The organism is Pseudomonas juntendi, from assembly GCF_021560075.1.
Taxonomy (GTDB): domain Bacteria; phylum Pseudomonadota; class Gammaproteobacteria; order Pseudomonadales; family Pseudomonadaceae; genus Aquipseudomonas; species Aquipseudomonas juntendi.
The window spans coordinates 3,148,683-3,168,717 of the sequence record NZ_CP091088.1; the positions used below are offsets into that span (position 1 = coordinate 3,148,683).

General features: G+C 64.8%; 20 protein-coding genes. 12 read left to right on the forward strand and 8 right to left on the reverse strand.

The window, feature by feature from the left end; all coding sequences use genetic code 11:
• Nucleotides 1-55 precede the first annotated feature (55 nt).
• Entirely contained in the window at nt 56-373 is a 318-nt protein-coding gene (locus L1P09_RS14570; protein ID WP_009686497.1) for a DUF2388 domain-containing protein, read from the forward strand.
• Between the two features lie 60 nt (nt 374-433).
• On the opposite strand, the gene glcC is transcribed toward L1P09_RS14570, so the two are convergent.
• A complete protein-coding gene (glcC, locus tag L1P09_RS14575; protein ID WP_232892147.1) occupies nt 434-1,198 on the reverse strand; it encodes a transcriptional regulator GlcC in 765 nt (254 codons plus the stop codon).
• 195 nt (nt 1,199-1,393) lie between these two features.
• Here glcC and glcD point away from each other — a divergent pair, with 195 nt between their 5' ends.
• The 6 genes from glcD to pdxR all read left to right on the forward strand — a co-directional run bounded on the left by glcD (nt 1,394) and on the right by pdxR (nt 7,569).
• Nucleotides 1,394-2,893 carry a glycolate oxidase subunit GlcD gene (gene glcD, locus L1P09_RS14580; protein ID WP_154211006.1) on the forward strand — a complete coding sequence of 500 codons (1,500 nt, stop codon included), beginning with the start codon at nt 1,394-1,396 and terminating at the stop codon, nt 2,891-2,893.
• Complete coding sequence (gene glcE / locus L1P09_RS14585) at nt 2,893-3,945, forward strand: glycolate oxidase subunit GlcE (protein WP_054905078.1); 1,053 nt, start codon at nt 2,893-2,895, stop codon at nt 3,943-3,945. The genes glcD and glcE overlap by 1 nt, the downstream gene beginning before the upstream one ends.
• Before the next feature lie 9 nt (nt 3,946-3,954).
• Nucleotides 3,955-5,190 carry a glycolate oxidase subunit GlcF gene (glcF, locus tag L1P09_RS14590; RefSeq protein WP_232892148.1) on the forward strand — a complete coding sequence of 412 codons (1,236 nt, stop codon included), beginning with the start codon at nt 3,955-3,957 and terminating at the stop codon, nt 5,188-5,190.
• Nucleotides 5,183-5,581, forward strand: coding sequence for a heme-binding protein (locus L1P09_RS14595; protein ID WP_232892149.1), 399 nt, complete (start codon nt 5,183-5,185; stop codon nt 5,579-5,581). Before glcF ends, L1P09_RS14595 begins: the two co-directional genes overlap by 8 nt.
• A 131-nt stretch (nt 5,582-5,712) precedes the next feature.
• Nucleotides 5,713-6,051: a hypothetical protein gene (locus tag L1P09_RS14600; RefSeq protein ID WP_054905082.1), complete on the forward strand. Its 339-nt coding sequence runs from the start codon at nt 5,713-5,715 to the stop codon at nt 6,049-6,051.
• 84 nt (nt 6,052-6,135) lie between these two features.
• Nucleotides 6,136-7,569: a MocR-like pyridoxine biosynthesis transcription factor PdxR gene (gene pdxR / locus L1P09_RS14605; protein WP_235767784.1), complete on the forward strand. Its 1,434-nt coding sequence runs from the start codon at nt 6,136-6,138 to the stop codon at nt 7,567-7,569.
• Here pdxR and L1P09_RS14610 read toward each other — a convergent pair.
• Nucleotides 7,562-8,755, reverse strand: a complete 1,194-nt coding sequence (locus tag L1P09_RS14610) for a CynX/NimT family MFS transporter (protein ID WP_232892162.1) — start codon at nt 8,753-8,755, stop codon at nt 7,562-7,564. The genes pdxR and L1P09_RS14610 overlap by 8 nt on opposite strands.
• Before the next feature lie 200 nt (nt 8,756-8,955).
• On the opposite strand from L1P09_RS14610, the gene L1P09_RS14615 reads away from it, so the two are divergent.
• On the forward strand, nt 8,956-9,396 hold the full coding sequence (locus L1P09_RS14615) for a carboxymuconolactone decarboxylase family protein (RefSeq protein ID WP_029887041.1): 441 nt from the start codon (nt 8,956-8,958) through the stop codon (nt 9,394-9,396).
• A gap of 45 nt (nt 9,397-9,441) precedes the next feature.
• Here L1P09_RS14615 and L1P09_RS14620 read toward each other — a convergent pair whose 3' ends face one another.
• Entirely contained in the window at nt 9,442-10,452 is a 1,011-nt protein-coding gene (locus L1P09_RS14620) for an AraC family transcriptional regulator (protein WP_054905074.1), read from the reverse strand.
• Between the two features lie 170 nt (nt 10,453-10,622).
• On the opposite strand from L1P09_RS14620, the gene L1P09_RS14625 reads away from it, so the two are divergent.
• The 3 genes from L1P09_RS14625 to L1P09_RS14635 are packed head-to-tail and all read left to right on the forward strand — an operon-like array spanning nt 10,623 to nt 13,262.
• On the forward strand, nt 10,623-11,807 hold the full coding sequence (locus tag L1P09_RS14625) for an acetyl-CoA C-acyltransferase family protein (RefSeq protein ID WP_029887040.1): 1,185 nt from the start codon (nt 10,623-10,625) through the stop codon (nt 11,805-11,807).
• A gap of 12 nt (nt 11,808-11,819) precedes the next feature.
• Nucleotides 11,820-12,668: a 3-hydroxybutyryl-CoA dehydrogenase gene (locus L1P09_RS14630; RefSeq protein ID WP_054905073.1), complete on the forward strand. Its 849-nt coding sequence runs from the start codon at nt 11,820-11,822 to the stop codon at nt 12,666-12,668.
• Between the two features lie 12 nt (nt 12,669-12,680).
• Complete coding sequence (locus tag L1P09_RS14635; RefSeq protein WP_110678489.1) at nt 12,681-13,262, forward strand: TetR/AcrR family transcriptional regulator; 582 nt, start codon at nt 12,681-12,683, stop codon at nt 13,260-13,262.
• 48 nt (nt 13,263-13,310) lie between these two features.
• Here L1P09_RS14635 and L1P09_RS14640 read toward each other — a convergent pair whose 3' ends face one another.
• The 5 genes from L1P09_RS14640 to L1P09_RS14660 are packed head-to-tail and all read right to left on the reverse strand — an operon-like array spanning nt 13,311 to nt 19,811.
• Nucleotides 13,311-13,688: a response regulator gene (locus tag L1P09_RS14640; protein WP_009686481.1), complete on the reverse strand. Its 378-nt coding sequence runs from the start codon at nt 13,686-13,688 to the stop codon at nt 13,311-13,313.
• A gap of 45 nt (nt 13,689-13,733) precedes the next feature.
• Nucleotides 13,734-14,960, reverse strand: a complete 1,227-nt coding sequence (locus tag L1P09_RS14645) for a hybrid sensor histidine kinase/response regulator (protein WP_054905071.1) — start codon at nt 14,958-14,960, stop codon at nt 13,734-13,736.
• Entirely contained in the window at nt 14,954-15,529 is a 576-nt protein-coding gene (locus L1P09_RS14650; RefSeq protein WP_154211005.1) for a chemotaxis protein CheB, read from the reverse strand. Before L1P09_RS14650 ends, L1P09_RS14645 begins: the two co-directional genes overlap by 7 nt.
• On the reverse strand, nt 15,526-16,347 hold the full coding sequence (locus tag L1P09_RS14655) for a CheR family methyltransferase (protein WP_054905069.1): 822 nt from the start codon (nt 16,345-16,347) through the stop codon (nt 15,526-15,528). The genes L1P09_RS14650 and L1P09_RS14655 overlap by 4 nt, the downstream gene beginning before the upstream one ends.
• Nucleotides 16,344-19,811 carry a response regulator gene (locus L1P09_RS14660; RefSeq protein ID WP_054905068.1) on the reverse strand — a complete coding sequence of 1,156 codons (3,468 nt, stop codon included), beginning with the start codon at nt 19,809-19,811 and terminating at the stop codon, nt 16,344-16,346. The genes L1P09_RS14655 and L1P09_RS14660 overlap by 4 nt, the downstream gene beginning before the upstream one ends.
• On the opposite strand from L1P09_RS14660, the gene L1P09_RS14665 reads away from it, so the two are divergent.
• Nucleotides 19,810-19,977: a hypothetical protein gene (locus tag L1P09_RS14665; protein ID WP_154211004.1), complete on the forward strand. Its 168-nt coding sequence runs from the start codon at nt 19,810-19,812 to the stop codon at nt 19,975-19,977. The genes L1P09_RS14660 and L1P09_RS14665 overlap by 2 nt on opposite strands.
• Nucleotides 19,978-20,035: the final 58 nt, after the last annotated feature.

Below are 20,035 nucleotides of genomic sequence, written 5' to 3' on the forward strand. Positions count from 1 at the left end.
TTCTTAACCTCTGAGTGGTTTATTCCTTGGGCTTCACCCTTCTGGAGAACACGACATGCGCCACCTACTCATCGCACCTGCGCTGCTGCTCCTGCTGCCTGCCGGTGCCGCACTGGCCCGCGTCGATGCGGGCGACGTCGCCACCTCGGCCGGTGTTTCCGCTTCGCTGTATTCCACCTTCAAAGATGACAAACGCATCATTCCTGCCCGCGACGAGCTTTCGGCGTTCGTTGCCAGTGGGGGTGCGATTCGCGGCGCTTATGTCGAAGCCGCACTGGAACAGGCCCGCAAGGACCACCCAGGGCTCCAGGCCGACGACGAAGAGCTGGCCAGGGCCATTCTGTCGCAGGATGACCGCATCGCTGATCGTTGAATCAGACTTGCACCCGCCTCTGCGTGAATCTACCCACGCCGAGGCCGGTGCAGGTTCGGCTCACCCCCAACCATCCATACGCATGGTCGCCCTGACCAGGCGCTGGTCCTCCTGTTCGATCTCCCGCAAACTGTCGCGAATGCCATTGATGTGCTCGCGCGCCGCGCGCTGGGCCTGTTCCGGCAACTGCTCCATCACCGCGTGATACAGGCGTGCATGCTGGCGATCGATCTGGCGTTTCTGCGCCGGCCGGCAGTACAGGTTGTTGACCGACGCAAACACTGTGTTAAGGGTCAGATCGCTCAGCGATTGCAGGGTATGTACCAGCACGGGGTTGTGCGAGGCCTCGCTGATCGCCCGATGGAACGCATGATCGCGGTGGGCGTGCTCACGGGCATCAATGGCCTCGACGGCCTGATGCGCGGCCAGCATCTCCTCATAGCGGCGGCGGATCAGCAAGCGGTCCACGTCGGTGGCGCGCAACGCTGCCAGCCGGGCAGATTCGGCCTCCAGCAAAGCGCGCACTTCCAGCAAGTCGAACAATGTGCGCGGCTGTGAGCTGAACAGATGCATCAACGGCGTGTGGCCCGCCTGCCCGGTGAGGTCGGCAACAAAGGAGCCGCGCCCGTGCTCGGTGTCGATGATGCCCCGCCCGCGCAGCACCCGCAGCCCCTCACGCAGTGCAGAGCGCGAGCACCCCAGCTTCTCGACAAGCCGCCGCTCCGAAGGCAATGCCTGGCCCACCTTGAGCACGCCGTCGACAATCAGCCGCTCGACCCGCTCGGCCACGTGGTCGGCCACCTTCGCCCTGCCCTCGTTCGCCATTGCGCACCCTCCTGCTGGTAGGACCACTTGCACACCCGCCTGCAATCTAGCCAAGCCAGGCCACCAACGGCCAGTACCCAGCGGAAAAACTGGTAGGACCAGTGGCGAGCCCACTCGACCCAGACTAGCACCGCGCGCAGGCTGCAAGCGTGACCGCTTTGCCAACAACAATAAAAACCGTTGCCGAGTGAGCCAATGACCATTCTCTACGACGAACGCGTCGATGGTGCGCTGCCCAGCAGTGACCGCGAGGGGCTGTTGCAGGCATTGCAGGCTGCCCTGCCCGACCTGCACGTTTTGCACCGTGAAGAAGACCTCAAGCCCTACGAGTGCGACGGCCTGTCGGCCTACCGCACCGTACCGTTGCTGGTCGTGCTGCCCGAACGCCTGGAACAGGTGCAGGCGCTGCTCAAGCTGTGCCATCAACGCGGCGTACCGGTAGTGGCGCGTGGCGCCGGTACCGGCCTGTCCGGTGGCGCCCTGCCACTGGCCAAGGGCATTCTGCTGGTCATGGCGCGCTTCAACCGCATCCTGGAGGTCAACCCGCAGGGTCGCTTCGCCCGGGTGCAGCCCGGGGTACGCAACCTGGCCATTTCCCAGGCCGCAGCCCCCCATGGCCTGTACTACGCACCTGACCCCTCTTCGCAAATAGCCTGCTCCATCGGCGGCAACGTGGCTGAAAACGCCGGCGGCGTGCACTGTTTGAAGTACGGCCTGACCGTGCACAACCTGCTCAAGGTCGAAATACTCACCGTCGAGGGTGAACGCCTGACCCTTGGCAGCGATGCCCTCGACTGCCCTGGCTTCGACCTGCTGGCGTTGTTCACCGGCTCCGAAGGCATGCTCGGCATCGTCACCGAAGTGACCGTCAAGCTGCTGCCCAAGCCGCAAGTCGCACGGGTGTTGCTGGCCAGCTTCGACAGTGTCGAGGACGCCGGCCGCGCCGTGGCCCAGATCATTGCTGCCGGGATCATTCCCGGCGGCCTGGAGATGATGGACAACCTGGCGATCCGCGCCGCCGAGGACTTCATCCACGCGGGCTACCCGGTGGAGGCGGCAGCCATCCTGCTGTGCGAGCTGGACGGTGTCGAGGCCGATGTGCACGCTGACTGCGAACGGGTCGCGGCCGTGCTGGCGCAAGCCGGCGCCCGCGACGTGCGGCTGGCCTGCGACGAGGCCGAGCGGGTGCGTTTCTGGGCCGGGCGCAAGAACGCCTTCCCGGCCGTGGGGCGCATTTCACCCGACTACTACTGCATGGACGGCACCATCCCACGCCGCGAGCTGCCGCGCGTGCTGAAAGGCATCAGCGACTTGTCCAGCGAATACGGCCTGCGCGTGGCCAATGTGTTCCATGCCGGCGACGGCAACATGCACCCGCTGATCCTGTTCGATGCCAACCTGCCGGGTGAACTGGAGCGCGCCGAGGCTATCGGCGGCAAGATTCTCGAACTGTGCGTGGCCGTGGGCGGCAGCATCACGGGTGAACACGGGGTCGGCCGGGAAAAGATCAACCAGATGTGCGCACAGTTCAACAGCGACGAAATCACCTTGTTCCATGCGGTCAAGGCTGCGTTCGACCCACAAGGCCTGCTCAACCCCGGCAAGAACATCCCCACCTTGCACCGCTGTGCCGAATTCGGCGCGTTGCACGTGCACCACGGGCAACTGCCTTTTCCCGAGCTGGAGCGCTTCTGATGAGCATGGACCACGACGACAGCCAGGCCCTGCTCGAACAGGTGAACCAGGCGCTGAACCAAGGGACGGCACTGCGCATTCAGGGTAGCGGCAGCAAGGCCATGCTCGGCAACCCGGTGGTGGCTGAGGTGCTGGACACCCGCCGCCACCGGGGCATCGTCAGCTACGACCCGACCGAACTGGTGCTGACCGCCCGCGCTGGCACGCCGCTGCGCGAAATCGAGGCAGCGCTGCACCAGGCTGGCCAGATGCTGCCGTGCGAACCGCCCCACCTGGGGCCTGATGCGACGTTGGGTGGCATGGTCGCGGCCGGGTTGTCCGGCCCCAGGCGGCCCTGGGCGGGGTCGGTGCGCGATTACGTACTGGGTACACGCGTGGTTACCGGCCACGGCAAGCTGCTGCGCTTTGGCGGCGAGGTCATGAAGAATGTCGCTGGCTACGATGTGTCGCGCCTGATGGCGGGCAGCTTCGGTTGCCTGGGCTTGTTGACCGAGGTGTCGCTGAAGGTGCTGCCACGCCCGCGCCAGTGCCTGAGCCTGCGGCTGCCGATGGGCCGCCACGAGGCGTTGGCCGAACTGGCCGAATGGGGCCAGCAGCCGCTGCCGATCAGCGCCGCCTGCCACCACGGCGATGCCCTGTACCTGCGCCTGGAAGGCGGCGAGGGTTCGGTGCAATCGGCGCGCCTGCGGCTGGGCGGTGAGGCGCTGGACAGCCGGTTCTGGAACGACCTGCGCGAACAGCGCATGGCCTTTTTCAACGGCCCCGCCCCGCTATGGCGGTTATCCGTACCCATTGCCTGCGGCGAGCTGGCATTGCCCGGCGAGCAATTGATCGACTGGGGCGGGGCCCAGCGCTGGCTCAAGTCTGACGCAGAGGCGCACAGCATTCGCGAGGCGGTTGCCAGGGTGGGCGGCCACGCGACCGCCTACACCCCCGGTGCGGCCAGCAGCCCGCCACTGCCCGCTGCGCTGATGCGCTACCACCAGGCGCTCAAGCAACAGCTCGACCCCCAGGGGGTATTCAACCCCGGCCGCCTGTACCCGGACCTGTGAGGCCAGACCATGCAAACCAACCTCAGCGAAAGCGCCCGCCGCCTGCCCCGTGCCGACGAAGCCGAAAGTATCCTGCGCGCCTGTGTGCACTGTGGTTTCTGCACCGCCACCTGCCCCACCTACCAGTTGCTGGGTGACGAACTGGATGGCCCGCGCGGCCGCATTTACCTCATCAAGCAGATGCTCGAAGGCGAGCCGGTCAGCGCCAGCACCCAACTGCACCTGGACCGTTGCCTGAGCTGCCGTAACTGCGAGTCCACCTGCCCGTCCGGGGTGCGCTACCACGACCTGCTGGACATTGGCCGCGCCGTGGCCGAGCAGCAGGTGCCGCGACCACTCGGCCAGCGCCTGCTGCGCCAGGGTCTGCGCGCAGTGGTACCACGCCCGGCACTGTTCAAGGCGCTGACCCGCAGCGGCCAGGCCCTGCGAGCGCTGCTACCGGCCACGCTCAAGGGCAAGCTGCCGGCATCGGCGACACCGCCCGGCGAGCGCCCGGCGCCGCGCCATGCCCGCCGGTTGCTGATGCTCGAAGGCTGCGTGCAGGCGGCGTTCTCGCCCAATACCAACGCCGCTGCCACGCGCCTGCTCGACCGGCTGGGGATCAGTGTGCAGCCGATCCGCCAGGCAGGCTGCTGTGGCGCCGTGGACTATCACCTCAACGCCCAGGCGCAGGGCCTGCAGCGTGCAAGGCGCAACATAGACGCCTGGTGGCCCGCCATCGAGGCGGGTGCCGAAGCCATCGTGCAAACGGCCAGTGGCTGCGGCGCGTTCGTGCGCGACTACGGCCATCTGCTGGCAAAGGACCGCCAGTACGCAGCCAAGGCGGCGCGCGTCAGCGCGCTGGCCCGCGACCTGGTGGAGGTGCTGGCTGCAGAGCCCGTCGAGCAGTTGGGCCTGTGCGCTGAACAGCGCCTGGCCTTTCACTGCCCGTGCACACTGCAACATGCCCTGAAACTGGGCGGGGCGGTGGAGGCTTTGCTGACCCGCCTGGGCTTCACCCTGACCGCCGTGCCCGATGGCCACCTGTGTTGCGGGTCGGCGGGCACCTATTCGCTGACCCAGCCGGACCTGGCCCTGCAACTGCGCGACAACCGCCTGAACGCGCTGGAAAGCGGCAAGCCGCACATCATCGCTACGGCCAACATCGGCTGCCAGACCCACCTCGCCGGTGCAGGGCGCACCCCCGTCAGGCACTGGGTGGAAATCGTCGAAGCCGCCTTGCGACCGGAGAACGCCCATGCATAGCAAACCCGTGATCGGCCTGGCCGAGGTTACCCGTGTACTTGAGGCTGCGCGCCAGCATGCCTTGGCCGAACAGTGGCTTGTGACCATCGTGGTGGTCGACGACGGCGGGCACCCCCTGGCCCTGCACCGCCTGGATGGCTGTGCGCCAGCCAGTGCCTACATTGCCATGGAAAAGGCCCGCACCTCGGCGCTGGGGCGCAAGGAAACCCGGGACTACGAAGACATGGTCAATCGCGGGCGCACCGCATTCGTCACCGCACCACTGCTGACCTGCCTGGAGGGCGGTGTACCGCTGCAGGTGCAGGGCCAGGTGGTGGGTGCCATTGGCGTGTCGGGGGTCAAGCCCGACCAGGACGCACAAGTGGCCAAGGCGGGCGCAGCAGCGTTGTGAAGGCTGCACAGAGGGTTGCCACTCGGGCAGACTCAGAATTCCCCTACAAAATGTTCGGACGCGTCTTACTTGCCGCCTCAGCGTTGAGAAAACAAGATCGGCGCAGCATGACCAGCCAGGGGAAACGCCGCATGCACCCGTACGCACGCTCCATTGCCGAACTGCGCAGCAGCCTGCGCGAAATGCTCGCCCATGACATCAGCAACCCTGATGACGACCCGCACCTGTCGGGGGTGATGTTCTTCTGCGCTACAGACGAACAGACCCGTTTGCTGATCGAGCGCATCGAGCTGCTGGCCAGCGAGGTGCTTTTCGACCCGAACGGGCGCGCCATTGCCGAGCACATGCGCGCTGCGGCAATCGACGGCGTATGCATCAAACGCAAGCGCAAGGCAGCCACAGACGAAACCCAGATACGCATTGCGCTGGCGGGCAAAGGCTACATCACCATCAGCACCGCCCGGCTCTGACAGCCGTAGCGCAAGGCTCGCGGCCCGGCGCACACGGCGCAGCCAATCCGCTATCCTGTGGGCACCCCCGCTCCGGACCGTTCCATGGAACTGCACATTCGCCTGGATGGCCGCAAAGGCCTCACCGACCAGCTTTACCAGCAATTGCGCGCTGGCATCGACAGTGGCCACCTGGCAGCTGGCACCCAGCTGCCACCCACCCGTCTGTTGGCCGAACAACTGGGTGTGTCGCGCAAGACGGTAGCCGAAGCCTACTCACGCCTGACCTATGACAACCTGCTCAGCGGTGTGGTGGGCCGTGGCACATTCGTCACGCCGCGCCAGCCGCTGCGCAGCAGCGAACCTGCCGCCATCACCCTGGCCGCCAGTGCATCGCTCGAGCGCTGGCAAGCGCGCGCCACGGTGCTCAGCCAACGCCAGGCGCAGGCCCAGTCACGCTACGATTTCATCGGCGGCGTATCGAGCAAGGCCCAATTCCCCTTCGACCAGTGGCGCAGTTGCCTGAACTACGCCCTGCGGCGCAGCCAGCGCCACCCCGAACGGCATTTTACGGCCCAGGGTTTGCCTGAACTACGCCAGGCCATCGCCCACCACATCGCCTACACCCGTGGCGTGCACTGCAGCGCAGCCGACCTGCTCGTGTGCAACGGCGCCCAGCAGGCCCTGGACCTGATCGCCCGCGTGCTGGTCGAGCCAGGTTGCCAGGTGGCCATGGAAGACCCCGGTTACCCACCGGCACGGCAGCTGTTCCTGGCCTTGGGCGCGCAGCTGCAGTCGGTACCGGTCGACGACCAAGGCCTGTGCGTCGAGCACATCGCCGACGGCACCCGGCTGATCTACGTCACGCCGTCTCACCAGTTCCCGCTGGGCATGCCGATGAGCGAGGCGCGTCGGCACGCGCTGATGGCGCGGGCTGCACAGCTGGGGGCGCTGATCATCGAAGACGACTACGACTGTGAATTTCGCTATCAGGGCCCCGCTGCGGATGCCTTGCAGCGCCTGGACCGACAGGGGCTGGTGGCCTACGTGGGCACGTTTTCCAAGACCCTTTTGCCTGAGCTGCGCCTGGGCTACGCTGTGCTGCCGCCTGCCGTACTGCAGGCTGCCTGCGTGGCCAAGCACCTCAGTGACTGGCACAGCCCGAGCTTGCTGCAGTGGGCCTTGGCGCGCTTTCTTGCCGAGGGCCACCTGCACAAGCACATCCGCCGTTGCCATGAGGTCTACAGCGCGCGCCGCGAACGCATTCTGGCGCGCCTGCAGGGCGACCTGGCCCCATGGTTCAGCGCGGTTCCGGCCAGCGCCGGCTTTCATCTGAGCGCGTTGGCCAGACCAGGGGTCGACGTGGAATTGCTGGCCAACCTGGCGCGCAAGGTCGAGGTCGGGCTGTACCCACTGGCGCCGTTCTTCAGCGAAGCGCCTGCGCGGCAGGGCTTGCTGATGGGTTTTGGTGCCATTGAACTGCTGGATATCGACCCCGCACTGGATCGCGTGCGCGACACCCTGCAGCACCTCAACTGACCGCTGCCGCCTTGCCGGTTGCCGGGCGGGCGATGGCGGCCGAGTAACCGCGCGGGTTGAAAAACGCGGTGACCCACAGCATGGCCAGCACGGTGACCGTCAACAGTGTCCACGACGCCTGGAAGTCACCACTGACATCCCGCAGCCAACCGGTGATGTAGGGCACGATCCCGGTAATGATGAAGCCGATGCCCTGCACAAATGCCGCCAGGCTGCCCGCCTCGGCTGGCGTTTGCAAATGCTCCAGGGTCAGCGTAAGGCACTGGCTGAAGCAAGCGCCCAGGCCGAAACCGATCAGCGCCACCCACAGCCCCGGGGCCACGGTGGGGGCCAGTAACAGGCCGAGAAAGCCGACCAGCTGGATTGCCAGCGCCAGCCACAAACCGGGGCGCCGGTCAGCATAGCGCCGCAGCAACAGCGGCAAGCCGAGCGCGCCGGCCACCTGGAAAATGGTCATCAGGCCCACCAGGTCGGCGCCACCCTGGGCGCTGCCGCCGTGCTCGGTGTGGTAGGCCGGCAACCACGCCACCATGCTGGTGTAACCGCCATTGATCAAGCCGAAGTACAGGGCCAGCAACCAGGCCCGGCGCGTGCCGAACCAGTGCCCACCGGATGCCCCTGCCAGCTTCGCTGTGCCATGGCGTGGCCGCAGCACGGCCCAGGCCAGCAACGCCAGCACGGCCGGCACCGCCCACAGGCCCAGGCCGGCCTGCCAGTGGCCGAAGTGCGCACTGATGTGCGGGCCCAGCACTGCCGCCAGGCCACCGCCACTCATCAGCGCCGCCGAATACAGGCCCATGGCCGCCGCCAGGCGGCGGGGGAACCAGCGGTTCACCAGCCCCGGCATCATGCCCTGTACCACCGCTACGCCCAGGCCAGCGACCACCGCACTGGCGATCAGTGCCCAGGCACTGTCCAGTTGCAGGCGCCACAGGCAAGCCATGGCAATCGCCGCCAGGCCGCCCAGCATACCGCCGTGCTCGCTGAGCCAGCGCCGCAGCCACGGCTGCAGCAACGGCACCAGGCCCATGCAAAGCACCGGCAAAGCGGTCAGCAGGGCGGCCTGCTGGTAGCCCAGCCCGGTAGTGGCGCGCATGGGCTCGAGCAAGGGGCCGATACTGGTCAGGATGGGCCGCAGGTTCAGGGCCAACAAAATCACCAGCAACAGGTTCAGCGCAGGTCTCATGGTCATTCGTTTCTCTTCGTGCGAGATCGACCATTATCCCGGCTTGGCTGGCTGCGCAGAAATGAAGAGATTGGATGCCTGTCAGTGGCCAGCTGAATGGACATTGGCCTCCTGCGCAAGCGTGCAATTGGCTATCGGGGTGGCCAATCAACGGCGCTACAGTAGCGCCATCACCCCCCACATCCGCATTGGAGACAGCCATGCACAACCGTATCGAATGGGCCAAGCACGCGCCCGAAGCCTACAAAGCCATGGTCGGCCTGGAACAGGCGCTGGCCAGGTGCGGCCTGGAAAACTCGCTGCTGGAACTGGTGCGCCTGCGCGCCTCGCAGATCAACGGCTGCGCCTATTGCGTCAACCTGCATGCCAACGATGCGCGCAAGGCCGGTGAGACCGAGGCACGCCTGCAAACACTGTGCGTGTGGCAGGAAACCGCGTACTTCACCCCGCGTGAACGGGCAGCACTGGCCTGGCTCGAGAGCCTTACCCGCCTGCCTGAACGGGGTGCGCCGCAGGGCGAATACGAAGCCCTGCTGCAGCACTTCGAGCCGGCCGAAGTGGTCAACCTGACCTTGGCCATCGCCACCATCAATGCCTGGAACCGCTTCGGGGTGGGCTTCGCCATGGTGCCGGCGGGCTGAGTGTTGGCGCGGTGGCACCCGCGCAAGGGTCGGCACTGGCCAAGATCAGCGCCCGGCCAACCGCGCGCGGTAGCTACCGGGGCTCTGCCCGGTCCATTTCTTGAACGCCCGGTGGAACGCGCTGGGCTCCTGAAAGCCGGCCTGCTCAGCGATCTCGGCAATGCTCAGCACGCCTTCGCGCAAGCGCTCGAAAGCCATCGCCCGGCGTACCTCGTCCTTGATCTGCTGGTAGGAGCGCCCCTCGCGCTCCAACTGCCGGCGGAAGGTGCTGGCACTGATACCCTGCTGCTGTGCCAGCGACGCCAACGTGGGCCACTGCCCATAGCCACGCGCCCGTAAATGCCGGTACACCTCGGCCACCAGGCCGTTCTGGTTGCGAAAGCGAATGACCAGCCCCTGCGGCGCGCTGCGCAGGAAGGTTTTCAGCGCCGCCACGTCCTGGACCACCGGCTGGCGCAGGCAGGCACTGTCGAACTCCACCTCGGTACGCCCGCTGCCCAGGCGCAGGTCCGGCCCCCACAACAGCAGGTCATCCTCCTGGGCTGGGCGGGCCACTGCCAGTTCGGTCCGGTCAATCGCCACCCTGCGCCCGCCCAGCCAGCACAGCAGGCCGACCATCAGCACCAGGTAGGTTTCCTCGGCGTATACCCGGGTCAACGGGTCGGCGATGCTCGACTGCACGCTGATCAGCGCCCGGCTACCGCGCACGGTCAGGCTGCCGCGCAGATCGTGCAGGAACAGGCCAAAGCCTGCCAGGCACTGGCGTAGAGCCTTTTCCAGGTTGGGTTCCAGGATCAGGCCCCGACAGATCAGGGCGAAACTGCCCAACGGCATGCCATGGCTGTCGAGGCGGAAGAACTCATCGTCCAGGCGCCGGATCATTGCCAGCCACAGCTCGGCGAAGGCCCGGGCCGGCACCCGCGCCTGCGGCTGGTCGAGCAGGTGCGGGTCGATGCCCACCGCACGCAAATGCGCGTCACGCTCGGCGGGGCAATCGCGCAGGGCATGCAGCATGGCGTTGAGGAAGTACACGGCGACCGAATCGCTATCGCGCATGGCGGTGTTCGCTGTCTATGCTGAGTGGCAAAAAGTGCCAGGTTGTTTGAACAGTTCCGGCATAGGCTGCGACAGAGCCTTTGCCTAGACTCGGACCCACTTCGGGACCTTGCCGGCCATTCTCGCAGAGCCTGGCCCAGTCCCGCCATGCCTATGCAATCGGAGCCTCTATGAGCAGCGCAGAAATCTACGTCGTCAGTGCCGTCCGTTCAGCCATCGGTGGCTTTGGCGGCTCCCTCAAGGACCTGCCGCTGGCCGACCTGGCCAGCGCCATCACCCGCGCCGCCATCGAGCGCTCGGGGCTGGCCGCCGAACAGATCGGCCATGTGGTAATGGGCACGGTGATCCCTACCGAACCCCGTGATGCCTACTTGGCGCGGGTTGCGGCCATGAACGCCGGCATCCCCAAGGAAACGCCGGCGTTCAATGTCAACCGCCTGTGTGGCTCGGGCCTGCAGGCCATTGTTTCGGCGGCCCAAGGGCTGCTGCTGGGCGACACCGACGTGGCCATTGCCGCTGGCGCCGAGTCCATGAGCCGCGGCCCTTACCTGCTGCCACAGGCACGCTGGGGCGCGCGCATGGGTGACCTGCAAGGCATCGACTACACCGTCGGGGTACTGCACGACCCCTTCCAGCACTTCCACATGGGCATCACCGCCGAGAACGTCTCGGCCAGCCAGGGCATTACCCGCGAAATGCAGGACGAACTGGCCCTGACCAGCCAGCGCCGGGCCGCTCGCGCCATTGCCGAGGGCCGCTTCACCAGCCAGATCGTGCCGTTGGAACTCAAAACCCGCAAAGGCAGCGTGCAGTTCAGTGTCGATGAACATGTGCGCGGTGAGGTCACCGCCGAGCAACTGGCCGGCATGAAGCCGGTGTTCAAGAAAGACGGCACCGTGACTGCCGGTAACGCCAGTGGCATCAACGACGGCGCCGCTGGCCTGGTGCTGGCCAGCGGTGACGCGGTGCGGCGCCTGGGCCTCAAGCCACTGGCCCGGCTGGTGGGCTACGCACATGCCGGGGTGGAACCCGAGTTGATGGGCCTGGGGCCGATCCCCGCCACCCGCAAGGTGCTGGAGAAGACCGGCCTGAAGGTGCAGGACCTGGATGTGATCGAGTCCAACGAAGCCTTCGCCGCCCAGGCTTGCGCGGTGGCCCGCGAACTGGGCTTCGACCCGGAAAAGGTCAACCCCAACGGTTCGGGCATTTCCCTGGGCCACCCGGTGGGTGCCACCGGCGCGATCATCGCCACCAAGGCCATCCATGAATTGCAGCGCATTCAGGGGCGCTACGCCCTGGCCACCATGTGCATCGGTGGCGGCCAAGGCATTGCCGTGGTCTTCGAGCGGGTTTGAGGAAACTGGAAGATGAACATTGAACAGATCGCCGTGATCGGCGCCGGCACCATGGGCAACGGCATCGCCCAAGTGTGCGCGGTGGCAGGCTACCAGGTGCTGCTGGTGGACGTGGCCGACGCTGCCCTGGAGCGCGGGGTGGCAACGCTGGGCAAGAACCTCGAACGCCAGGTCAGCAAAGGGACCCTCGCCGCCGAGCAGGCAGCGGCAGCCAAAACCCGGATCCGCACCAGCACCGACTACGGCCAGCTGGCCACGATGCAGATGGTGATCGAAGCGGCCACCGAGAACCTGCAGCTCAAGCAACGCATCCTGCAGCAGGTGGCAAGCAACGTCGCCGCCGATTGCCTGATCGCGACCAATACCTCGTCGCTGTCGGTGACCCAGTTGGCCGCCAGCATCGAGCACCCCGAGCGCTTCATTGGCGTGCACTTCTTCAACCCGGTGCCGATGATGGCGCTGGTCGAGATCATTCGTGGCCTGCAGACCAGCGACAGTACCTACGCCCAGGCACTGCTGGTGACAGAGAAGCTGGGCAAGACCCCGATCACTGCTGGCAACCGGCCAGGCTTCGTGGTCAATCGCATCCTGGTGCCGATGATCAACGAAGCGATATTCGTACGCCAGGAAGGCCTGGCCAGCGCCGAGGACATCGACACCGGCATGCGCCTTGGTTGCAACCAGCCGATCGGCCCACTGGCGCTGGCCGACCTGATCGGCCTGGACACCTTGCTGGCGATCATGGAGGCCTTCCATGAGGGCTTCAACGACAGCAAGTACCGCCCTGCCCCGCTGCTCAAGGAGATGGTGGCGGCCGGCTGGCTGGGGCGCAAGAGCGGCCGCGGCTTCTTCACCTACTGAGGCCCAGGCGCCATGCCCCCGATCAATGCCGCGATGCGTTGTGCCAATTTCGAAGAGCGACGTGAACAGGCCATGGCGCTGTTTGCCGAGAAAGGCTTTGGCCAGGTCAGCATGCGCGAATTGGCCGCGCATGTCGGGCTGACGGCCGGCTCGCTGTACCACCACTTCCCCAGCAAGCAGGACCTGCTGTTCGACTTGATCGAGGAACTGTACGAGGAGTTGCAGGCCCTGCTGGACCAGGGGCGGCGGGCCATGGCGCGCGGCGCTTCAGCCTTGAATTGCCTGATCGCGGCGCATTGGCAGTTGCATGCCGAACGGCCGCTGCAGTTTCGTTTGGCTGAGCGTGATTTCTGTTGCCTGAGCGAAGCCCAGCAGGCACGCCTGACGCAGTTGCGCGGGCGTTATGAGGCCGGGCTGTTGCGGCTGATCGCGCCGCAGGCGAAGCTGCAGGGGCCAGCCTTGGTGGCCACCGCCCAGGTGGTTGCAACGCTGCTGAACCAGTTGCCCGGCGCGCTGCAGGCATTGCCTGAAGCGCAAGCGCTGGTGTTGATGGAGAGCATGTTGCTGGGTGGGCTGGAACGGACCTTGCGTTGATCAGCACCGGCCCGTCAGCGCGCGCTGGTGACAGGGCCTTGACGGGTATCAGCGCAGCAGAGCCTGAATCTGCTCGTGCAAGGTGTCCAGGTCGAACGGCTTGGCCAGGATCGGTGCCTTGCGGGTGATCGGGCTTCCGGACTCGAGGATCTCGGCGGGGTAGCCGCTGATGAAGATCACTTTCAGGTCGGGCCGCAACTTCACCGCCGGCTCGGCGATTTCCACCCCGGAGATCCCGCCCGGCAGGCGGAAGTCGGTCACCATCAGGTCCAGGTGCGGCTTGCTGGCCAGGATGGCGAACGCCTGTTCACCGTCCTCGGCGACCAGCACGTGGTAGCCCTCGCCCGCCAGGTAGTCCCGCAGAATCATGCGTATCGCTGGTTCGTCCTCGACCACCAGCACTACGTCTTGTGCATCTTCACTCATGTTAACGCCTTGAAAATTCTTCCAGTTGGCCATCAGACCCCAGGCTTATGCAGAGGTTGCCCACGCCTGGTCGTTTAGTTGTTCCACTGCAGCCAGGGGCAGTTGCAGGGTGAAGGTCGCACCTTTGCCCACCTCGCTTTGCACCACAATCCGTCCGCCATGCGCTTGCACGATCTGGTCGGAAATATACAGGCCCAAGCCCAGGCCACCCGTAGCTTGCTGGGTTGCGACGCGCTCGAACTGCTGAAAGATACGTTGCTGGTTAGCCATGTCGATACCAATGCCATGGTCCTGCACCTGCACGCACGCCAGGCCGTCCTGCTCGTACAGCCTTACCTGCACCGGTTTGCGTTCACCATAACGCAAGGCATTGGACAACAGGTTGGCCAGTACTTGTTCAATCCGAAATTCGTCCCACTCCCCCTGCAGTGGCTGGCAATGCTGCAACTCGATGAACGTATCCAGTGCCGTGGCCTGGGCGGTGAAATTCTCCACCAACCGCTGCACCAGCTCGCTCAGGTCGAACGCTTTGGGCCGCAGCGACAGCTTGCCGGTACGAATGCGCGAAACATCGAGCATGTCTTCGATCAGGCGGATCAGGCTGTTGATCTGGCGCTCGTCGCGCTCGACCATGGCCTGCAGCTTGTCGGCGCTGAACGCCGCCAGGTTGCCCCGCGCCAGGTGCAGCTTGCGCAGTTGGGTTTCCAGGATCAGCCCGTTGAGCGGGGTACGCACCTCGTGGGACACGATCGACATGAAATCGTCGCGCATGCGCACCGCATGCTCCAGCTCACCGCGCGCCGCCTGCAGCTGGCCCAGCAGCACTTCCTGCTCCTGGCGGCTGCGCTCCAGCGCCTGCAACTGGCGGTCAAGCACCTTGCGCTGGCGGTAAAGGTCGACGAACACCGACACCTTGCTCTTCACCGCAGCGGTATCCAGCGGTTTGTGCAGGAAGTCCACGGCGCCACTTTCGTAGCCCTTGAAGGCGTAGTTCATTTCACGCCCGGCTGCGGTGACGAAAACGATAGGGATGTGGCGGGTTTTTTCCGTACCGCGCATCAGTTCGGCCAGTTCGAAGCCGTTCATGCCCGGCATCTGCACATCGAGAATGGCCAGCGCGAACTCGTGTTCGAGCAACAGCGACAAGGCGGCTTCGGCAGACTGGGCCTGGTGCACCTCACGGTCCTCGCCCTGTATCAGGGCATCGAGGGCCAACAGGTTCTCTGGCAGGTCGTCGACGATCAGCAGTTTGGCGATAGTGTTGCTTAGCATGCGCTGGGTTCCAGGGCGGCGAGCAACTGCTCGATCCCACTCAAGGTAAGAATATGGTCGGGCTGATGGAGGGCCAGGGCGGCCTCGGGCATCAGCGCCACCTGTGCGTCGCGAGGGTCCTGGACGATGGTCCGGCCGCCGCTGTTCTTGATGTAAGCCAACCCCTGGGCACCGTCTTCATTGGCACCGGTGAGCAGCACGCCAAGCAGGCCGGCACCGTAGGCATCGGCCGCGGAAATGAACAGGTAGTCGATGGCCGGCCGGGAAAAATGCACCGGTGGTTCCTGGCTCAACGACAGGGTGAAGTCGCGTTCTACCGATAAATGATAGCCCGGCCCGGCCACGTAGACCTGGCCAGGGCGCAGCGGTTGCTTGTCACGTGCCTCACACACGGGACGAAGCAGGCGGCGTTGCAGCACCTCGGCCAGTTGGCTGTGGCGGTGATCAGGCAGGTGCAACACACAGACTACCGGAATGGCGAACCCCGACGGCAACCCGCCCAGCACGGTGAACAGCGCGGACACCCCGCCGGCCGAGGCGCCGATCACCACCGCTTGTACGCCCTTCATGATTTTCGATAGATCCGTTCAGGCTTGACCAGCGGCTCGAAACCGTCGCTGTAAGCGGAAAAGTCGACCGACTCCTTGCTGCCCAGCACCAGAAAACCGCGATGGCACAGCGATTCATGGAACAGGCCCAGGGCGCGGTCCTGCAGCTCCTTGTTGAAGTAGATCAGCACATTGCGGCAAGACACCAACTGCGTCTCGGAGAACACGCTGTCGGTGGCCAGGCTATGGTCGGCGAAGGTCACGTTTTCACGCAGGGTGCTGTCCATGATCGCGTTGCCATAGGCTGCCGTGTAGTACTCGGCGAAATCCCGGCGGCCACCGGCGATGCGGTAGTTCTCGGCGTAGTCGAGCATGTTCTGCATCGAGTAGATGCCCTGCTTGGCTTTATCCAGCGAGTGCGGGTTGATGTCGGTGGCGTAGATGATGGTGCGCTCGAGCAGGCCTTCTTCGCGCAGCAGGATGGCCATCGAATACACCTCCTCGCCCGTGCTGCAGCCAGCGATCCACACCTTGATCGATGGCCAGGTGCGCAGCAGCGGCACCACCTCGTTGCGCAGCGCCAGGAAGTGGCCCGGGTCACGGAACATCTCGCTGACCGGTATCGTCAGGTACTGCAGCAACTGCATGAACATGCCAGGGTCGTGCAGCACGCGCTCTTGCAAGGCCGATACCGTCTGGCAACCGAACTGGCGCAGCGCATGCAGGATCCGACGCTTGATCGAAGCGCCGGAATAATTGCGGAAATCATAGCTGTACTTGAGGTAGATGGCCTCGATCAGCAAGCGGATCTCGATGTCGGTGTTACGTTCGCTAGTCAAATTCGCTCCAGTTGCGGCAGCCATACGCGGATCAGCGAGAACAGGCGGTCCAGGTCGATCGGTTTGGCCAGGTAATCGTTGGCACCGGCCTGCAGGCAACGGTGCTGGTCATCTTTCATGGCCTTGGCAGTCACCGCAATGATCGGCAGCTTGCGCCAGCGCGGTTGCTGGCGGATCAGCCGGGTGGCTTCGAAGCCGTCCATCTCCGGCATCATCACATCCATCAGTACCAGGTCGATGTCGTCATGCTGCTCCAGGCGCTCGATCGCCTCGCGGCCGTTACGGCCGATCTCGACGATCGCGCCCTTGTGCTCCAGTGCACTGGTCAGGGCGAAGATATTACGCACATCGTCATCTACCAGCAGCACCTTGCGCCCCTCGAACACCTTGTCGCGGCTGCGCGCCGTTTTCAGCATACGCTGGCGTTCGTTGGACAACTGCGACTCGACCTTGTGCAGGAACAGCGTCACTTCGTCGAGCAGCCGCTCGGGTGAGCGGGCGCCCTTGATGATGATCGAGCGCGAGTACTTGAGCAGGTCGGTTTCTTCTTCGCGGGTCAGGTTGCGGCCGGTATACACGATCACCGGCGGGAAGGCGCGGATATCTTCGGCAGTCATGCGCTTGAGCAGTTCGTTGCCGAGCATGTCTGGCAGCTTGAGGTCGATGATCATGCAGTCGTAGATGTTTTCCCGCAGCAGGGCCAAGGCCTCCTGCGCCATGCCTACGGCGGTGATCTCGACGTCGTCGTCACCGATCAGGCGGGCAATGCTTTCGCGCTGCAGGTCGTCATCTTCCACCAGCAGAATGTGCTTGAGCTTCTGCGTCAGCTTGGCCTCCAGGCGCGCGAAAACTTCCTTGAGCTCTTCGCGGCTGGTGGGTTTGACGGCGTAGCCCACTGCCCCCATGTGCATGGCGGCCTCGACACGGTCCTCGACGGAAATGATATGCACCGGAATGTGCCGGGTATTGGCCTGTTCTTTCAGGCGTTGCAGCACGGTCAGGCCGGAATGGTCAGGCAGGCGCATGTCCAGCAGGATCGCATCGGGTATGAACCGGGCGGCCAGCTCGAAACCTTCGTCGGCCGCATGCGCCACCAGGCAGCTGTAACCCAGCTCGTGAGCCAGGTCGAAGAGAATGCGGGCGAAGTTCGGCTCGTCTTCGATCACCAGGATGCAGCGGTTACTGAAAGGCGCCCGGTCACGGTCGTCGGTGAAGGCCAGTTGCGGCAGCTTCGGCGCCTGGGCAGTGGCGAGTTGCGGTACTGGCGGCAGGGTATCGACAGCCGGGCGCAGGCTAAGGGGCTCGACCTCCTGCTCCAGGTTCTCGTAGCGTTCGGGTAATACCAGGCTGAATACACTGCCCTGCCCGGGGCTGCTCTCGACACTGATCTGCCCGCCAAGCAAATGGGCAAGGTCGCGGGAAATCGACAGCCCCAGCCCAGTCCCGCCATACCGGCGGTTGCTGGTGCCATCGACCTGGTGGAACGCACCGAAGATTGCCTGCTGCTGGTCGGCAGCAATGCCGATGCCGCTATCGCGCACGGAAAACACGATGCCGCTGTCTGGCTGGTAGCCGATGTTCAGGCTGACCTGGCCGCGCTCGGTGAACTTGATGGCGTTGGACAGCAGGTTCTTGAGGATCTGCTCCAGTCGCTGGCGGTCGGTGAACAGGGTGGCGGGCACCTGAGCCTGGGCGGTGACCTCGAAGGCCAGCCCCTTTTGCCCGGCCAACGGCTCGAACATGTCGCGCAGGCCTTCGACCAGGCGGTCCAGGTGGGTGGTTTCAGGTCGCACTTCAAGCTTGCCGGCCTCGACCTTGGCGATGTCGAGGATATCGTTGATCAGGTTGAGCAGGTCGTTGCCGGCCGAGTAGATCGACTCGGCGAACTTGACCTGCTCACCGCTGAGGTTGCCTTCAACGTTCTCGGCCAGCAGCTTGGCCAGAATCAGCGAACTGTTCAGCGGCGTGCGCAATTCGTGGGACATGTTGGCGAGGAACTCGGACTTGTACTTGCTCGAACGCAGCAGCTCATCGGCGCGCGCCTGCAGCTCTTCCTGGGCCTGGGTCAGCTCCTCGTTCTTGCGGTCCAGCGCTTCGGTACGGTCGGACAACTGCTCGTTGGTCTGCTCCAGTTCCGCTTGCTGGGTTTCCAGGTGGGCCTGGGACTCCTTGAGCACGCGGGACTGTTCCTCCAGCTCTTCGTTGGCGGTTTTCAGCTCTTCCTGCTGCACCTGCAATTCTTCGTTCAATTGCTGGGTTTCGGCCAGGACTTCCTGCAAGCGCTGGCGATAACGGGCGCTTTCGATGGACATACCCAGGTTGCCCTCCACGCGCTGCAACAGTTCGTCGTCACGCGCCTGCAGCGGCCGCAGGAAGCCCAGTTCGAGCACGCCGTTGATCTGCCCGCCGTCGCTGGCCGGCATCAGCAGTGCACTGCGCGGCAAGCCCTTGCCCAGGCCGGAGCTGAGCTGGAAGTAGTCTTGCGGCAGGTCGTCCAGGCGCAGCAGCCGCCCTTCACGCACGGCCTGGGCCAGCAGGCCCTCACCATCACCCAGCACCTGCTCGCGCGCCTGCTCTTCGGCATCCAGACCATAGCAGGCAACGCGTACCAGGCGGCCATGCTCGTCGCGCACGTACAACGCCCCGACCACACTGCCCAGGTAAGAGGCAAAGAACCGCAGAATGTTGTCCCCGAGCATGTTCAGGGTCAGCTGCCCAAGCACTTGTTGAGCCAGCTGGGTCTGGCCGTTGCGCAGCCAGGCCTGGTGCTCCAGGCGCTCGGCAGAACGTTGCTGGGCCTTGAGGTTGTCGTCGTAACTGCTGGACAACGCCAACAGATCGCGGCGCCCCAGGTACGCCAGCAAGGCGCTGAGGCCAACGATCAGCAGCACGAACGCCGAAATGGAAGTTACGGTGACGGTGCTGACCTTCTCGTTGCGTGCCATGCGCAATTGCTGCTCGGTGGCAATGAGGTCGGCGAATTCCTTGCGAATCTCGTCTGTCAGGCGCTTGCCGCGGCCGTTACCTATCAGCTCCCGGTAGGGGCCGTCATTGCGGCGCAGGGTGATCATGCCGCTGCCGAAGTCATTCCAGGCTTGCTGCAAGGCGATCAGCCGGTCGATACGGTCAACTTGCTGCGGGTTGTCCTCGACCATGCCTTTCAGGCCCTGCAAGCTGCTGAGAATGCGCGGCTTGGCCACCTCATAGGGGTCGAGGAAGCGCTCGTCACCCGTCAGCAGGAAGCCGCGCATGCCGGTTTCCATGTCGATCGACAGCTTCACCGCTTCGTTGGCATTGCCAATGACCCGGTCGGTGTGTTCGACCCATTGCATGGCCGAAAGCAGGTAGTTGATCACCGCGACGAACGCCACGGCACCCAGCAGGCCCACCCCCAAAGGAAGGCCGATGTTGCGGCTCAACAGCTTGCGGAAGCTGCGCTGGTCCATCGAGGCTGCTTGAATCATGAGAAAACGCCCGAGCAAGAAAATCCATGGAAAAGAATGGCGGAACAATCGTTATGGTTATGTGCCGCTGCGCCGTGCCGACAAGCGAAGTCTAACCAGCTTTAGCGGCTCAGGCAGGGCATTTAGCCAGTATTTGAAAGTGCTGTGTGCCAATCGTTCCATCTGATTGCAAGTATCGGTATCCTCGGGAACTTCTGCTGTCGCCTTGTGCACAGATCATAGAC

What these genes read in the sequence shown, in the direction of transcription:
- L1P09_RS14570 (WP_009686497.1), top strand. Translation starts at nt 56, where the DNA reads ATGCGCCACCTACTCATCGCACCTGCGCTGCTGCTCCTGCTGCCTGCC.
- glcC (WP_232892147.1), bottom strand. Translation starts at nt 1,198, where the DNA reads ATGGCGAACGAGGGCAGGGCGAAGGTGGCCGACCACGTGGCCGAGCGG.
- glcD (WP_154211006.1), top strand. Translation starts at nt 1,394, where the DNA reads ATGACCATTCTCTACGACGAACGCGTCGATGGTGCGCTGCCCAGCAGT.
- glcE (WP_054905078.1), top strand. Translation starts at nt 2,893, where the DNA reads ATGAGCATGGACCACGACGACAGCCAGGCCCTGCTCGAACAGGTGAAC.
- glcF (WP_232892148.1), top strand. Translation starts at nt 3,955, where the DNA reads ATGCAAACCAACCTCAGCGAAAGCGCCCGCCGCCTGCCCCGTGCCGAC.
- L1P09_RS14595 (WP_232892149.1), top strand. Translation starts at nt 5,183, where the DNA reads ATGCATAGCAAACCCGTGATCGGCCTGGCCGAGGTTACCCGTGTACTT.
- L1P09_RS14600 (WP_054905082.1), top strand. Translation starts at nt 5,713, where the DNA reads ATGCACCCGTACGCACGCTCCATTGCCGAACTGCGCAGCAGCCTGCGC.
- pdxR (WP_235767784.1), top strand. Translation starts at nt 6,136, where the DNA reads ATGGAACTGCACATTCGCCTGGATGGCCGCAAAGGCCTCACCGACCAG.
- L1P09_RS14610 (WP_232892162.1), bottom strand. Translation starts at nt 8,755, where the DNA reads ATGAGACCTGCGCTGAACCTGTTGCTGGTGATTTTGTTGGCCCTGAAC.
- L1P09_RS14615 (WP_029887041.1), top strand. Translation starts at nt 8,956, where the DNA reads ATGCACAACCGTATCGAATGGGCCAAGCACGCGCCCGAAGCCTACAAA.
- L1P09_RS14620 (WP_054905074.1), bottom strand. Translation starts at nt 10,452, where the DNA reads ATGCGCGATAGCGATTCGGTCGCCGTGTACTTCCTCAACGCCATGCTG.
- L1P09_RS14625 (WP_029887040.1), top strand. Translation starts at nt 10,623, where the DNA reads ATGAGCAGCGCAGAAATCTACGTCGTCAGTGCCGTCCGTTCAGCCATC.
- L1P09_RS14630 (WP_054905073.1), top strand. Translation starts at nt 11,820, where the DNA reads ATGAACATTGAACAGATCGCCGTGATCGGCGCCGGCACCATGGGCAAC.
- L1P09_RS14635 (WP_110678489.1), top strand. Translation starts at nt 12,681, where the DNA reads ATGCCCCCGATCAATGCCGCGATGCGTTGTGCCAATTTCGAAGAGCGA.
- L1P09_RS14640 (WP_009686481.1), bottom strand. Translation starts at nt 13,688, where the DNA reads ATGAGTGAAGATGCACAAGACGTAGTGCTGGTGGTCGAGGACGAACCA.
- L1P09_RS14645 (WP_054905071.1), bottom strand. Translation starts at nt 14,960, where the DNA reads ATGCTAAGCAACACTATCGCCAAACTGCTGATCGTCGACGACCTGCCA.
- L1P09_RS14650 (WP_154211005.1), bottom strand. Translation starts at nt 15,529, where the DNA reads ATGAAGGGCGTACAAGCGGTGGTGATCGGCGCCTCGGCCGGCGGGGTG.
- L1P09_RS14665 (WP_154211004.1), top strand. Translation starts at nt 19,810, where the DNA reads ATGAGAAAACGCCCGAGCAAGAAAATCCATGGAAAAGAATGGCGGAAC.
- L1P09_RS14660 (WP_054905068.1), bottom strand. Translation starts at nt 19,811, where the DNA reads ATGATTCAAGCAGCCTCGATGGACCAGCGCAGCTTCCGCAAGCTGTTG.